General features: G+C 64.6%; 13 protein-coding genes. 8 read left to right on the top strand and 5 right to left on the bottom strand.

Features of this window, described 5'->3' with window-relative positions:
* Positions 1-17: 17 nt before the first annotated feature.
* Both FSV73_RS11455 and yaaA read right to left on the bottom strand, forming a co-directional pair.
* On the bottom strand, positions 18-1478 hold the full coding sequence (locus FSV73_RS11455) for a mannose-1-phosphate guanylyltransferase/mannose-6-phosphate isomerase (protein ID WP_145007794.1): 1461 nt from the start codon (positions 1476-1478) through the stop codon (positions 18-20).
* A 396-nt stretch (positions 1479-1874) separates the two neighbouring features.
* Positions 1875-2654: a peroxide stress protein YaaA gene (gene yaaA / locus FSV73_RS11460; protein ID WP_145007796.1), complete on the bottom strand. Its 780-nt coding sequence runs from the start codon at positions 2652-2654 to the stop codon at positions 1875-1877.
* Positions 2655-3007: 353 nt separating this feature from the next.
* Here yaaA and FSV73_RS11465 point away from each other — a divergent pair, with 353 nt between their 5' ends.
* The 4 genes from FSV73_RS11465 (at position 3008) to moaE (ending at position 5671) form a co-directional block, all read left to right on the top strand.
* Complete coding sequence (locus FSV73_RS11465; RefSeq protein ID WP_145007798.1) at positions 3008-4399, top strand: PhoH family protein; 1392 nt, start codon at positions 3008-3010, stop codon at positions 4397-4399.
* Positions 4400-4485: 86 nt separating this feature from the next.
* Positions 4486-4965 carry a cyclic pyranopterin monophosphate synthase MoaC gene (gene moaC, locus FSV73_RS11470; protein WP_145007800.1) on the top strand — a complete coding sequence of 160 codons (480 nt, stop codon included), beginning with the start codon at positions 4486-4488 and terminating at the stop codon, positions 4963-4965.
* The gene (locus FSV73_RS11475; RefSeq protein WP_145007802.1) at positions 4962-5213 is read left to right on the top strand and encodes a MoaD/ThiS family protein; all 252 of its coding nucleotides are present in this window, start codon (positions 4962-4964) and stop codon (positions 5211-5213) included. Before moaC ends, FSV73_RS11475 begins: the two co-directional genes overlap by 4 nt.
* Before the next feature lie 2 nt (positions 5214-5215).
* Complete coding sequence (gene moaE / locus FSV73_RS11480) at positions 5216-5671, top strand: molybdopterin synthase catalytic subunit MoaE (protein WP_145007804.1); 456 nt, start codon at positions 5216-5218, stop codon at positions 5669-5671.
* 269 nt (positions 5672-5940) lie between these two features.
* Here the strand turns inward: moaE and rhlB are convergent, their stop codons facing one another.
* The 3 genes from rhlB to FSV73_RS11495 all read right to left on the bottom strand — a co-directional run bounded on the left by rhlB (position 5941) and on the right by FSV73_RS11495 (position 9326).
* A complete protein-coding gene (rhlB, locus tag FSV73_RS11485; protein ID WP_145007806.1) occupies positions 5941-7419 on the bottom strand; it encodes an ATP-dependent RNA helicase RhlB in 1479 nt (492 codons plus the stop codon).
* Between the two features lie 95 nt (positions 7420-7514).
* Complete coding sequence (locus FSV73_RS11490) at positions 7515-8465, bottom strand: GGDEF domain-containing protein (protein ID WP_145007808.1); 951 nt, start codon at positions 8463-8465, stop codon at positions 7515-7517.
* Positions 8466-8663: 198 nt separating this feature from the next.
* A complete protein-coding gene (locus FSV73_RS11495; protein ID WP_186309213.1) occupies positions 8664-9326 on the bottom strand; it encodes an alpha/beta hydrolase in 663 nt (220 codons plus the stop codon).
* A gap of 363 nt (positions 9327-9689) precedes the next feature.
* On the opposite strand from FSV73_RS11495, the gene FSV73_RS11500 reads away from it, so the two are divergent.
* From FSV73_RS11500 to FSV73_RS11515, 4 genes are all read left to right on the top strand, one after another.
* Positions 9690-10718: an amino acid ABC transporter substrate-binding protein gene (locus FSV73_RS11500; protein WP_145007810.1), complete on the top strand. Its 1029-nt coding sequence runs from the start codon at positions 9690-9692 to the stop codon at positions 10716-10718.
* A 96-nt stretch (positions 10719-10814) separates the two neighbouring features.
* The gene (locus FSV73_RS11505; RefSeq protein ID WP_145007812.1) at positions 10815-12002 is read left to right on the top strand and encodes an amino acid ABC transporter permease; all 1188 of its coding nucleotides are present in this window, start codon (positions 10815-10817) and stop codon (positions 12000-12002) included.
* A gap of 9 nt (positions 12003-12011) precedes the next feature.
* Positions 12012-13112, top strand: coding sequence for an amino acid ABC transporter permease (locus FSV73_RS11510; protein ID WP_145007814.1), 1101 nt, complete (start codon positions 12012-12014; stop codon positions 13110-13112).
* Positions 13113-13122: 10 nt separating this feature from the next.
* Positions 13123-13890, top strand: a complete 768-nt coding sequence (locus FSV73_RS11515) for an amino acid ABC transporter ATP-binding protein (RefSeq protein ID WP_058763313.1) — start codon at positions 13123-13125, stop codon at positions 13888-13890.
* The last annotated feature ends 127 nt before the right edge of the window (positions 13891-14017 follow it).

Genomic DNA, 14017 nt, shown 5'->3' on the forward strand with positions numbered 1-14017 from the left:
GTCACGCTAGGCGAGGCTTAGCGGGTGGGCGCCTTGCCGGCCTTGGCGACTTCCAGGGCCTGGGTGTCGACGCGGCCGTAGATGTCCTCGAAGCGGACGATGTCGTCCTCGCCCAGGTAACCACCGGACTGCACCTCGATCAGCTCCAGCGGTACCTTGCCGGGGTTGGCCAGGCGGTGCACGGAGGTCATCGGCAGGTAGGTGGACTGGTTCTCGGTCAGCAGGAAGACCTTGTCGTCACAGGTGACCTCGGCGGTACCGGAGACCACGATCCAGTGCTCGGCACGGTGGTGGTGCATCTGCAGCGACAGCTGGGCGCCCGGCTTGACGGTGATGCGCTTGACCTGGAAGCGCTGGCCCATGTCGATGGAGTCGTAGGAACCCCAGGGACGGAAGACTTCCTGGTGCGCCTTGACCTCGTTGCGGTTCTGCTTCTCGAGGGCATTGACCAGCTTCTTGACGTCCTGGACCTTGTCCTTGTGGGCGATCATGACGGCGTCCTTGGTTTCCACCACGACGACGTCATCCAGGCCGACCAGGGTCACCAGCTTGCCATTGCCATGCACCAGGCAGTTGCGGCTGTCATGCAGGACAACATCGCCCTTGAGCACGTTGCCGTTGCTGTCCTTGGCATGGACGTCCCACAGGGCGGACCAGGAACCGACATCGTTCCAGCCGGCGCTCATGGGCACCACACAGGCGCGGGTGGTCTTTTCCATGACCGCGTAGTCGATGGAGTTGTCCGGGCAGACGGCGAAGGTGGCGGCATCGATGCTGATGTTGATGCCGTCGATGCTGCTGCGCTCCAGGGCCAGCAGGCAGGTGTCGTAGATGTCGGTGTCGTGCTTCTTCAGCTCTTCCAGGAAACGGCTGGCGCGGAACAGGAAGATGCCGCTGTTCCAGCAGTAGTCGCCGGAGGCCACGTATTCGGTGGCGGTGACGGCATCGGGCTTCTCGACGAAGCGCTCGACGCGGGCCACGCCTTCGGGCAGACCGTCGGTGGAGCCGGTCTTGATGTAGCCGTAACCGGTCTCGGGCGCGGTGGCCGGGATGCCGAACAGCACCATCTCGCCCCGCTCGGCGGCGGCGGCAGCCTGTTGCAGGGCGGCCTTGAACTGGGCCTCGTCCTCGATCACGTGATCGGCGGGCAGCACCAGCATCAGGTCATCCTTGCCGTCGGCGACCAGTTGCATGGCGGCGATGGCCACGGCCGGCGCGGTGTTGCGGCCGAAAGGCTCCATGATCAGTGCCTGGGGCTTGCACTCGACGGCCTTCAGCTGCTCTTCCACCAGGTAACGGTGCTCGGCGTTGCAGACGATGATGGGGCAATCGATGCTGCCCTCGCAGCCCAGGCGATTGATGGTCTCCTGGAACATGGTCTGTTCGCTGGTCAGCGCCAGGAACTGCTTGGGATAGAGCTTGCGCGAGAGGGGCCAGAGTCGCGAGCCGCTACCACCGGACAGGATGACGGGAATCATGGGCGTTACTCCTTCAGCGTCTGCTGATTTATGGCCGCTGTCCCTAGGGTCGGGACGAAGCGTCCGTGCTTCGAAAGATCAACCGGCCGATGACTCGACCGGTACTAATTGAACGATGCGACTGATCGCCATTGGCCATCATGGCCATGGGTAAGGACCAGACAAAGACAGAATCAAACGAAAGTGGTTCTCAGCGAAGTTTCCTTTTTCCGGAAATACGGCGGTTTTGAGATGTCCGGCAAGTTTTCTCGCCTGGAAGGCCACCACCGCGCCGCTGAAACCTTTTTATTGGAGGGAGATGACAGTCTTTCATGGACGGGGGGCAGCGAATGTGACCCCTTAGCCAGTTCGACGGGCCTTGGGACCCCAATGGCTGCCATCCGTCGAATTGAGTGACTAGTCAGCGGGATGAGCCCGCAGAAACACCAGCTTGTCAGCGGTTGATCGCTCTGCCACGTAGCGATATCCCTGGTCGGCGAACGCGCGCAGGTCATCCACCGCGGTGAGGCGCTGCTTGATCACGTGGCGTGCCATCAGGCCGCGGGCCTTCTTGGCGTAGAAGCTGATGATCTTGTACTCGCCATTCTTCAGGTCGCGGAATTCCACGTCGACGATCCGCGCCTGCAGGCGCTTGCGCTGCACGGCACTGAAGTACTCGTTGGAGGCCAGGTTGAGCAGGACGTCGTCGCCCTGGGCTGCCAGGTCGGCCTTGAGCCAGTCGCTGATGCGCTCGCCCCAGAAGGCGTAGAGGTCCTTGCCCCGTGCAGTGGCGAACTTGGTCCCCATTTCCAGGCGATAGGGCTGCATCAGGTCCAAGGGCCGCAGCAGGCCGTAGAGGCCGGACAGCATGCGCAGGTGGCGTTGGGCGAAGTCGAAGTCTTGCTCCCGGAAGTCCTCGGCGGCGAGACCGGTGTAGACATCGCCCTTGAAGGCCAGCAGTGCCTGCTTGGCGTTCTCCGGCGTGAAATCCAGCGTCCAGCTGCCGAAGCGGGCGACGTTGAGGGTGGCGATCTTGTCCGACACCCCCATCAGTTGGGCAACCTGCGCCGGCGCGAGCGTCCTGAGCCCGTCGATCAACTCACGGGAGTGCTCCAGGTACTGCGGCAGGGTATGGCGCGGCGTCGTGGGGGGCGTGTCGTAATCCAGCGTCTTGGCCGGCGAAATGACCATCAGCATCGGCAGGGCTCCTCTTGGCGAGGCGCCATTCTAGAAGCGTCCGCCGCTCGGCTCCAGTGGGCCTTGCCGATGGGATCGATAGGTATTGACCACGTCCTCGCGGCGGCGTTGCCCGCCGGGCCGAGGAAAACGGCGGCTCGGCGAAAAAACCCGGCGCGGCCAAAAAAAGCTTTTGTGCCCAAGGCCTTTTGCGTTATTACCGAAGTGTCCGTCGCATCTCTCGGGTCCCGTGCCCTCATGTAGGCCGGTCCGTGAACCCGTTGCTGGAGCGACGGCACCTTTCGCTGCGGAGCGCCGCCTGGCGCTCCGTCGACAGGCCTACGAGTCAAGCGTTTCTGACGAGGTGACCGAGTATGGATGATCACGGACGTTCCCGCCCCACCCAGCCCACCCTCTATGTGCTCGACACCAACGTACTGATCCACGACCCCAACGCGCTGCTCAATTTCGAGGAGCATCACGTCGCCATTCCCATGACGGTCCTAGAGGAACTCGACAAGCTCAAGACCGGCAAGCACAACGTCGCCGCCGAGTGCCGGCAGGCGATCCGCCTGATCGACAACGTGCTGGCCGAATCCTCGCCGGAGGACGTCGAGCGCGGGGTGCCCATTCCCCGTGGCAAGGGTGAAGCCAAGGGGCGGCTGTCGATCCTCATGGGACGCCGGGCCGGGCCCATGGCCTGCCTGCCCGACGACATCAACGACAACCGCATCATCAACCAGCTCGTCGAATTGCGTACCCAGCATCCGCAGGAGCGGGTGGTGCTGGTCACCAAGGACATCAACATGCGCCTCAAGGCGCGTGGCTGCGGCATCGCCGCGGAGGACTACCAGACCGACCAGTTGCTCGACGACGTCTCCCTGCTGTCCCAGGGTTATCACAACCTGCCAGGCTCCTTCTGGGACAACGTCAGTAAGGTGGAAAGCCGGCAGGAGCTGGGCCGGGTCTGGCACCGGGTGCAGCTGTCGGCCGAGTTGCCACCCTTCAACGTCAATGACTTCGTGCTCGACGAGCAGGGCTTCGTCGGCTGGGTCAAGGCGGTGCGCGATGGCGAGGTGATCCTGCTCGACATGCACCAGGAACCCCTGATGCATCAGGAAGCCTGGGGTCTCAAGCCGCGCGACATCTACCAGGCGCTGGCGCTGTTCGCCCTGCTGGAGCCGGATATCCACCTGGTCAACCTGACTGGCGCCGCTGGCTCGGGCAAGACCATCCTGGCGCTGGCCGCGGCCATCGAGCAGACCATGGTCACCAAGAGATACCGGCGGATCATCGCCACCCGCAGTGTCCAGGGGCTCGACGAGGACATCGGCTTCCTGCCCGGCACCGAGGCCGAGAAGATGGAGCCCTGGCTGGGCGCCATCACCGACAACCTCGAAGCCCTGCACATGGATGACCACAACCCCCACGGCAGCGTGGACTACATCCTCAGCAAGGTGCCGCTGCAGTTCAAATCCCTCAACTACATCCGCGGTCGCAGCTTCCAGCAGAGTCTGATCCTCATCGACGAATGCCAGAACCTCACCCCGCACCAGATGAAGACCATCATCACCCGGGCCGGCAGCGGCTCCAAGGTGATCTGCCTGGGCAACCTGGCGCAGATCGACACCCCCTACCTCTCGGCCACCAGCTCGGGCCTTACCTACCTCTCCGAGCGCTTCAAGGGTTTCAACCACGGCGTGCACATCACCCTGCAGGGCGTGCCGCGTTCCGTCCTTGCCGAATACGCCGAGGCTCACCTGTAACACCCATCCTCCCCGCCCGACCTCGGGCGGGGATCAAATCCCCGGCGGCGGGTCTACAATGGCAGGTCTTTTCCAGGAGTCATGCCGTGCTGACCCATCTCGATTCCCAAGGCCGTGCCAACATGGTCGACGTCACCGACAAGCAGGTGACCTTCCGCGAAGCCACGGCCGAAGCCCGGATGCGCCTGCGTCCGGAAACCCTCGACCTCATCCAGAGCGGCGGCCATCCCAAGGGCGATGTCTTCGCCGTGGCGCGCATCGCCGGCATCCAGGCGGCCAAGAAGACCGCTGACCTCATCCCGCTCTGTCATCCGCTGATGCTGACCGGCGTCAAGGTCAACCTGGTGGCCGAGGCTCCCGATGCGGTGCGGATCACCGCCACCTGCAAGCTGTCCGGCCAGACCGGCGTGGAGATGGAGGCCCTGACCGCGGCCAGCGTCGCGGCCCTGACCCTCTATGACATGTGCAAGGCGGTCGATCGCGGCATGACCATCGAAACGGTGCGTCTGCTGGAAAAGAGCGGCGGCAAGAGCGGTCACTTCCGCGCCGAGGAGCAGCCGGCATGATCCGCGTGCAGTTCTTCGCCCGTTATCGCGAGGTGCTCGGCCTGGCCGAAGAGGAGCTGGCCTGGGAGCCGGACCTGGCTACCGTCGGCGACTTGCGCGAGCACCTGGTGCAGCGCGGTGGCCAGTGGGCCGAGACGCTGGGCGAGCGCGGCCTGATGTGTGCCCGTAACGAAGAGCTCTGCGGCCTCGCCGAGCCCTTGCGCGACGGCGACGAGGTCGCCTTCTTCCCCACCGTGACCGGAGGTTGAGCATGGCCATCCGTGTCCAGGCAAGCGCCTTCGATCCCGGCCAGGAACTCAATGCCCTGCAGGCCGCCAACACCGGCGTGGGCGCCGTGGTGTGCTTCGTGGGCTACGTACGGGATTTCAACGATGGGCGCGAGGTCGGTGGCCTGTTCCTCGAGCACTTCCCCGGCATGACCGAAAAGGCCCTGGCGCGCATCGCCGAGGAAGCCGGCCAGCGCTGGCCGTTGCTCAATATCGACATCCTGCATCGCATCGGCCGCCTGGAGCCGGGCGAGCCCATCGTCTTCGTCGGCACCGCCAGCGCCCATCGCCAGGCCGCCTTCGACGCCTGCAACTTCGTGATGGACTACCTCAAGACCCGCGCGCCCTTCTGGAAGAAGGAAGATACGGCCGAAGGCCCGCGCTGGGTGGAGGGGCGTGCCAGCGACCAGGATGCTGCGGGGCGGTGGACGAAGGAGTGATAGGGTAGGGTGGAAAACCGCGTTAGCGTTTTCCACCTGCTGCCTAAAGGCTGGCGGTGGATGAGGCTACGCCGTCATCCACCCTACGGCTGGTCAGTTCCAGCGGCTGGCGATCACCGCGCGTGCGCCGTGCGAAGGCTTGTCGCGGCCATGGGCCGCTCCTACAGGGGCGCGGTGCTTGTGTAGGAGCGGCCCATGGCCGCGAAAGGTTCAGCCGACGGAGTAGTAGCTTCGATAGACCTCCAGGGTAGAGGCCGAGCGAATCTGCCTTAGCGCTGCCGCGGTACCGGCTTGAGCAGCTCGGCCGGGGGCATCTCGCAGGAGATCTTGCGGCCCAGCAGGGTCTCGATGGGTGGCAGGGCGAAGGCGTCGTCCTCGCCGGCGAAGCTGATGGAGGTGCCGCTGGCGCCCGCGCGGCCGGTACGGCCAATGCGGTGCACGTAGTCGTCCGGGTCTTCCGGCAGGGTGAAGTTGATCACGTGGCTGATGCCGTCGACGTGGATGCCGCGACCGGCCACGTCGGTGGCCACCAGCACACGGATCTTGCCAGCGCGGAAGCCTTCCAGGGTCTTGATACGCTTGTGCTGGGGCACGTCGCCGGACATCTGGGCGGCGCTGATGCCGTCCTTGGTCAGGCGTTCCTCGATGCGGCGCACCTCGTCGCGACGGTTGGCGAACACCATCACCCGCTCCCAGTTGTTCTGGGCGACCAGGTTGTAGAGCAGCCGATACTTGTCGCTGGAGGACACGGCATAGACGTGCTGCTCGACGGTATCGCTGGCGACGTTCTCCGGCTCGATCTCGACGATGGCCGGATCGGTGGTCCACTGCCGCGCCAGGTTCATCACGTCCTCGGTGAAGGTGGCGGAGAACAGCAAGGTCTGGCGTTCGCTCTTGGGCGGGGTCTGGCGAATGATCTGGCGGACCTGGGGGATGAAGCCCATGTCCAGCATGCGGTCGGCCTCGTCCAGCACCATGACCTCGACCATGTCCAGGTGCACCTCGCCGCGCTGGTTGAAGTCCAGCAGACGGCCAGGGGTGGCGACCAGGATGTCGCAGTAGCGGGCTTCCAGCTGCTTGAGCTGCTTGTCGAAGTCCATGCCGCCGACGAAGCTCATGACGTTCAGCCCGGTGTACTTGGCCAGGTCCAGGGCATCGTTGGCGATCTGCACCACCAGTTCGCGGGTCGGCGCGATGATCAGCGCCCGCGGCTCGCCCATGTACCTTTCCTTGGGCGGCGGCGTGGTGAGCAGCTGGGTGATGGTGGAGATCAGGAAGGCCGCGGTCTTGCCGGTGCCGGTCTGGGCGCGACCGATGGCGTCCTTGCCCTTGAGGGTGAAGCCCAGCACCTGCGCCTGGATCGGCGTGCAGTAGGGGAAGCCGAGGTCATGGATGCCGTGCATCAGGCGCGGATCCAGCTTGAAATCGTGGAAGCGCGTCTTGCCTTCCTGGGGTTCGACCGCGAAGTCTTCCAGTTTCCAGGTATCGACCGGCTTGGGCTTGCGCGGGCTGCGCTCGCGGCGCGGCTTGGCTGGCTTCTCGGCGGCGGCGCGGCTGTCCTGGGCGCGGGGTTCGCTGGGATTCCGCGGCTTGCGGGGTACCCGCTCGGCCTGAGGCTCGGCGGCGACCGGGGTGGGGGAGGAGGGGACTTCAGGTGCGACGCTGGGGGTCGCTTGGGGCGCAGGGGAGGGAGTCGGCTGCGCGACCTCCTGGTCCTTGCCCAGAAATTTTTTGAGTGCCTTGAGCACGGAGGGTCTCGATCATCGAACGCGGAATGAGACCGCAGTGTAAAGCAACCTACGTGCCCGGCAACAACTACCTGCCGAACGCAGATGACATCGGATCAGCCGCTGATCCGATTTCGTCCGGCATCCTTGGCCTGGTAGAGCGACTTGTCGGCACGCCCCACGAGTTCATCCAGGGAGTCGGCCTTGCGCATCTGCGCCAGGCCGATGGACACGGTCACGCCCGGCAGCTTGCCGCAGGGGGAATAGAAGTCCTTGACGTCCGCCAGGCTCTGCCGCAGGCGCTCGGCGATGGAAATCGCCTCGTCGCGGTCGATTTCCGGCAGCAGGATGACGAATTCCTCGCCCCCGTAGCGGGCCATGCTGTCCTTGGGGCGCAGTTGATCCCTCAGGGTGTTGGCCACCAGGCACAGGGCGTAGTCGCCGGCCAGGTGGCCATGGGTGTCGTTGTAGCGCTTGAAGTGATCGACATCGAGCATCAGCAGGCTCAGCGGCTGCCGATTGAAGGCGCAGCGGGTGCTCTCGCGCTCGAACAGCTGCTCGAGCCGGCGGCGGTTGAACAGGCCGGTCAGGGTATCGACGTTGGCGTTGCGTTCGGTATCGACGATCAGTTGATTGCCGCGGCGCATACGTTCGCAGAGGATGCCGAGCAGGTTGTGCATGGCCTTGGCGGAGCGCTCGATGAGTTCGAGTACCAGCTCGCGATGCAGGCAGAGCACCTGGGTGTCGGCCTCGGCGATGACGTGGGCGCTGGGTCTTTCGCTGTCCAGGAAGCTGATCTCGCCGGAGCATTCGCCCGGACCCAGCAGGTAGATGGGCGGGTTGTCCGGAGAGGCCAGGTGGACCCGCAGCCGGCCCTCCAGGATCAGGTACATGTAGTGGTTGGGCTGTGCGGGCGAGAGCAGGCTTTCCCCCGCGACCAGGCTACGAGTGGCCGAGCGGGCGATCAGGGCCTCCAGCAGATAGGACTCCACACCCTTGAACAGGCGCAGGTCCTTCAGGGAAGCGGCCGGCACTTCGGCCAGCCATACCGACAAGGGGGCAGCCATCAACGCATCACCCCAGGGGCTGAAAGGAAAACTCGGGCCATAGCTGCTCCATGCACATCACGACCTTCAGGCTTCCTAACGGACCGGTCGGCCGGAGCAAAGTTCGTTGGTTTCCCCTCGCTTCGGCTTCCTTTCGCCCCCGGATGACGGGAAGTGTCGACCGGTTTCCAAAAAATGCCCGGTGGCGGATGGCGCCCGCTAGCCTTGGCCCAGGCGGGCCAGCAGCCAGGCCTGGATATCCTGGATTTGCGCCGGAATGACCTCGTGGCGCATGGGGTACTCGCGCCAGAGCGCTTCGACGCCCGTGGCGAGCAGGGCGTCGTAGGCCGCGCGCCCCAGGGCCAGGGGGACGACGTCGTCCTGACTGCCGTGCAGGCACAGGGCCGGGGTGGCGCCGCCCTGGTTGGCGTGGTCGTCGGTGAAGCTGGGGGCGTAGGTCGACAGGGCCATGACCCCGCCGAGCGTCGCGCAGGGCCTGTTGTAGGCGGTGTGCAGCACCACCGCGCCACCCTGGGAAAAGCCGGCCAGCACGATGCGTTCGGCCGCGATGCCCTGGGCCTGCTGGTCGGCGATGAGCGCCGCTACCGTGGCGGCGGATTCATCGAGCTGGGCGCGATCGATGGCGCGGGCCGGATTCATCGCGAGGATGTCGTACCAGGACGGCATGGCCCAGCCGCCGTTGATGGTGACCGCGCGGGTGGGGGCCTGCGGCAGCACGAAGCGGGTGCGGGTGAGGCGGCGCTGTAGCAATTCGGCAACGGGTTCGAAGTCATGCTGGGTCGCGCCCAGGCCATGCAACCAGATGACGCAGCTATCGGCGGTCGGCTGGGGCGATTCCAGCACAAGAGGCGAGGTTTCCATGGGTTTGCTCCATTTTGGTGCTGCTGAAAAAGGGGGTGGTAACAGATGGTGCACAGGGGGCGTGTCGCAATTTCGTAAGTTTACTGCCCGGGTTTTTGCTCGAAGTCACGGGATTGCAGGGTTCAAGCGAAGAGGCGGTCTGTCGCATTCAGTGGTCCGCAAATTGCCTCAACTAGCCTGCGGCCAGGTAGTGCACTAACAGGTAACACTGACTCACTGCTTCGTCACGCCTTCCAGTGCGGACGTCTCTTCCCTCGACGACGGACGCAGGAGTCGGGCGGGCGGGTTACACGGCAATCAGGCGAGAGACATCGTGCTGCCGTGCGACTGGAACGTCATTCATAAACAAAGTGGAGCTTATCGATGAAGATGGTGAAGTCTACCCTGGCAATTCTGACCACCGCCGCTGCTCTGGGCCTGTCCGGCATGGCTCATGCGGGCGCTACCCTGGACGCGGTGAAGAACAAAGGTTTCGTGCAATGCGGCGTCAGCGATGGCCTGCCGGGCTTCTCCTATACCGACTCCAAGGGTGACTACAAGGGTATCGACGTGGACGTCTGCCGCGCGGTCGCCGCAGCGGTCTTCGGCGATGCCTCCAAGGTGCGCTTCACCCCCCTGACCGCCAAGGAGCGCTTCACCGCGCTGCAATCCGGCGAGATCGACGTGCTGTCGCGCAACACCACCTGGACCAGCTCCCGCGACGGCGGCATGGGTCTGATCTTCGCCGGCGTCACCTACTACGACGGCCAGGGCTTCCTGGTGAACAAGAAGCTGGGCGTGAAGAGCGCCAAGGAACTGGACGGCGCCACCGTGTGCATCCAGGCCGGTACCACCACCGAGCTCAACCTGGCCGACTACTTCCGTTCCAACGGCCTGAAGTTCACCCCCATCACCTACAGCACCTCGGACGAAAGCGCCAAGTCCATGGAAGCCGGTCGTTGCGACGTCCTGACTTCCGACCAGTCGCAGCTGTACGCCCAGCGCATCAAGCTGGCCAAGCCCGACGACTACGTGGTGCTGCCGGAAGTCATCTCCAAGGAACCCCTGGCCCCGGCCGTACGCCGTGGTGACGAAGACTGGCTGACCGTGGTCAAGTGGTCGCTGTTCGCCATGGTCAGCGCCGAAGAGCTAGGCCTGACCTCCGCCAACGTGGAAGCCCAGGCCAAGGACTCCAAGAACCCCGACGTCCGTCGCCTGCTGGGCGCCGATGGCGAGTTCGGCAAGGACCTGAAGCTGCCTAAAGAGTGGGCGCTGAACATCGTCAAGCAGGTCGGTAACTACGGCGAAGTCTTCGAGCGCAACGTCGGCATGGGTTCCGACCTGAAGATCAAGCGCGGCCTGAACGCCCTGTGGAACGCAGGCGGTCTGCAGTACTCCCCGCCGGTCCGTTGATTTCGGCGCTCTCGTCGCCGACACCTTTCGGATGTCTAGATTCTCGCCCTGCAGCGCTCGCCGCGCTGCGGGGCGAGGGTTTAATGAGGCCTATAGATGCAAAACGTTAGCAAAACCTCGCCACCGGTCCGTGGGTCCCTGCTCACCGATCCCCAGGCGCGCTCCTGGCTGTTCCAGATCGTCGCCGTGGTCGCCGTGGTGGCCTTCGGCTGGTTCCTGTTCAACAACACCCAGACCAACCTGGCCCATCGGGGGATCACCTCCGGTTTCGGCTTCCTGAACAACTCCGCCGGCTTCGGCATTCCCCAGCACCTGATCCCCTATACCGAGGGCGACACCTACGGTCGGGTGTTCCTGGTCGGCCTGCTCAATACGCTGCTGGTCTCGGTGATCGGTATCATCCTGGCCACCATCATCGGCTTCGCCGTGGGTGTGGCGCGCCTGTCGAGCAACTGGCTGCTGCGCAAGGTCGCCACGGTCTACATCGAGACGTTCCGCAACATCCCGCCGTTGCTGCTGATCTTCTTCGTCTACTTCGCCGTGCTGGCGCCCCTGCCAGGCCCGCGGCAGAGCCTGAGCCTGGCCGAAGCTTTCTTCATCAACAACCGTGGCCTGTACATGCCGGCGCCCATCGCCGACGTCGGCTTCGTGCCCGGCCTGATCGCGCTGCTGGTCGCCATCGTCGCCAGCGTGATCGTGGTGCGCTGGGCGCGCCAGCGGCGGCACGCCACCGGGGCACGGTTCCCGGTGCTGTGGACGGTGCTGGCCCTGCTGATCGCGCTGCCGCTGCTGGCGGCCCTGGCCTTCGGCAAGCCGCTGCACTGGGAGCTGCCGGAACTGCAGGGCTTCAACCTGCGGGGCGGCTGGGTGATCATCCCCGAGCTGGTCTCCCTGGCGGTTGCCCTCTCGGTCTACACCGCCGCCTTCATCGGCGAGACGGTGCGCGGCGGCATCCAGGCGGTCAGCCACGGCCAGACCGAGGCGGCCAGCTCCCTGGGTCTGCGCCCGGGCCTGACGCTGCGGCTGGTGATCATTCCCCAGGCCCTGCGGGTGATCATTCCGCCGCTGACCAACCAGTACCTGAACCTGATGAAGAACTCCTCGCTCGGCGCAGCGGTGGGTTATCCGGAGATGGTGGCGCTGTTCGCCGGTACCACCCTGAACCAGACCGGCCAGGCCATCGAGACCATGGCCATCACCATGAGCGTCTACCTGGCCATCAGTATCAGCATCAGCATCCTGATGAACGGATACAACAAGCGCATCGCGCTGATCGAGCGTTAAGGAGCGCGTATGAGTAACCAGACCCATACCTTCAAACCAGACCTGCCGCCGCCGCCTTCCAGCGTCGGTGCCTGGGCCTGGATCCGCGGCAACCTGTTCTCCAGCGTCGGCAATAGCATCCTGACGCTGCTCGGCCTCTACCTCGTCTGGCTGGTCATCCCGCCGGTGGTGAACTGGGCCTTCCTCAATGCCACCTGGAGCGGCACCACCCGGGCCGACTGCGCGCCGGGCGGCGCCTGCTGGGTGTTCATCAAGGAGCGCTTCGGCCAGTTCATGTATGGCTTCTACCCCGGTGACCAGCGCTGGCGGGTCGACCTGACCGTCGTGTTGGCCGTGGTCGGCGCCATCCCGCTGTTCCTCGACCGTTTCAAGCACAAGGCCCGCTATGGCCTGGCGCTGCTGGTGATCTATCCGCTGCTGGCCTTCTGGCTGCTGTACGGTGGCTTCGGCCTGCGCGTGGTGCCGAGCAGCGAGTGGGGCGGCCTGATGCTGACCGTGGTGATCGCCGCGGTGGGCATCGTCGGTGCCCTGCCGCTGGGTATCCTGCTGGCCCTGGGGCGGCGCTCCAAGCTGCCGGCGATCAAGGTCATCTGCGTGACCATGATCGAGTTCTGGCGTGGTATCCCGCTGATCACGGTGCTGTTCCTGTCGTCGGTGATGCTGCCGCTGTTCCTGCCCGATGGCATGAACCTCGACAAGCTGCTGCGCGCCATCGTCATGGTCATCGTCTTCGAGGCGGCCTACATCGCCGAGGTGGTCCGGGGTGGCATGCAGGCCATTCCCAAGGGCCAGTACGAGGCCGCGGCGGCCATGGGCCTGGGCTACTGGCGCACCATGGGCCTGGTGATCCTGCCCCAGGCGCTGAAGCTGGTGATCCCCGGCATCGTCAACACCTTCATCGCGCTGTTCAAGGACTCGAGCCTGGTGATCATCATCGGTCTGTTCGACCTGCTCAACAGCATCAAGCGCGCCACGTCCGACCCGGCCTGGCTGGGTATGTCCACGGAAGGCTACGTGTTCGCCGCGCTGGTCTACTGGATTTTCTGTTTCGCCATGTCCAGCTACTCCGCCCGTCTGGAGCGCAAGCTGAACACCGGCCACAAGCGTTAGGAGTCATCAGATGAACGTAAGCAACAAGCAGCCGGTCGACAGCAGCAAGGTCATGATCCAGCTCAAGGACGTGAACAAGTGGTACGGCCAGTTCCACGTGCTCAAGGACATCAACCTGACCGTGACCCAGGGCGAGCGCATCGTGCTGTGCGGCCCGTCCGGCTCGGGCAAGTCCACCACCATCCGCTGCATCAACCGCCTGGAAGAACACCAGAAGGGCCAGATCATCGTCGATGGCACCGAGCTGACCAACGATCTCAAGCAGATCGAGACCATCCGCAGCGAAGTCGGCATGGTGTTCCAGCACTTCAACCTGTTCCCGCACCTCACCGTGCTGCAGAACTGCACCCTGGCGCCCATGTGGGTGCGCAAGATGCCGAAGAAGCAGGCCGAAGAGATCGCCATGCACTACCTGCAGCGGGTGCGCATTCCCGAGCAGGCCAACAAGTTTCCGGGCCAGCTGTCCGGTGGCCAGCAGCAGCGTGTGGCCATCGCCCGGGCACTGTGCATGCAGCCGCGCATCATGCTGTTCGATGAGCCGACCTCGGCGCTCGACCCGGAGATGGTGAAGGAGGTGCTGGACACCATGATCGGTCTGGCCCAGGACGGCATGACCATGCTCTGCGTGACCCACGAGATGGGCTTCGCCCGCACCGTGGCCAACCGGGTGATCTTCATGGACAAGGGCGAGATCGTCGAACAGGCCGCACCGGACCAGTTCTTCGACAACCCGCAGAACGAGCGGACGCGGCTGTTCCTGGGCCAGATTCTGCACTGAGAACCCATCCAACGTCTGCTGCGCGTCGGCCAAACGGCGTTGAAAAGACCTTCGGAATGCTCATTTACCACTCGTAAACTCCGCTTCCTCAGGTCTTTCCGCCTTGTTTGGCTCTAGCTCGCGAGAC

Origin of the sequence: Pseudomonas oryzihabitans (assembly GCF_007665395.1) — a bacterium.
In the GTDB taxonomy this organism is placed as follows: domain Bacteria; phylum Pseudomonadota; class Gammaproteobacteria; order Pseudomonadales; family Pseudomonadaceae; genus Chryseomonas; species Chryseomonas psychrotolerans_C.

Bases quoted from the DNA above. Each gene is read 5' to 3' on its own strand.
- FSV73_RS11515 (WP_058763313.1), top strand. From the start codon at position 13,123: ATGAACGTAAGCAACAAGCAGCCGGTCGACAGCAGCAAGGTCATGATC.
- FSV73_RS11465 (WP_145007798.1), top strand. From the start codon at position 3,008: ATGGATGATCACGGACGTTCCCGCCCCACCCAGCCCACCCTCTATGTG.
- yaaA (WP_145007796.1), bottom strand. From the start codon at position 2,654: ATGCTGATGGTCATTTCGCCGGCCAAGACGCTGGATTACGACACGCCC.
- moaE (WP_145007804.1), top strand. From the start codon at position 5,216: ATGGCCATCCGTGTCCAGGCAAGCGCCTTCGATCCCGGCCAGGAACTC.
- FSV73_RS11505 (WP_145007812.1), top strand. From the start codon at position 10,815: ATGCAAAACGTTAGCAAAACCTCGCCACCGGTCCGTGGGTCCCTGCTC.
- FSV73_RS11495 (WP_186309213.1), bottom strand. From the start codon at position 9,326: ATGGAAACCTCGCCTCTTGTGCTGGAATCGCCCCAGCCGACCGCCGAT.
- FSV73_RS11500 (WP_145007810.1), top strand. From the start codon at position 9,690: ATGAAGATGGTGAAGTCTACCCTGGCAATTCTGACCACCGCCGCTGCT.
- FSV73_RS11490 (WP_145007808.1), bottom strand. From the start codon at position 8,465: ATGGCTGCCCCCTTGTCGGTATGGCTGGCCGAAGTGCCGGCCGCTTCC.
- FSV73_RS11510 (WP_145007814.1), top strand. From the start codon at position 12,012: ATGAGTAACCAGACCCATACCTTCAAACCAGACCTGCCGCCGCCGCCT.
- FSV73_RS11455 (WP_145007794.1), bottom strand. From the start codon at position 1,478: ATGATTCCCGTCATCCTGTCCGGTGGTAGCGGCTCGCGACTCTGGCCC.
- FSV73_RS11475 (WP_145007802.1), top strand. From the start codon at position 4,962: ATGATCCGCGTGCAGTTCTTCGCCCGTTATCGCGAGGTGCTCGGCCTG.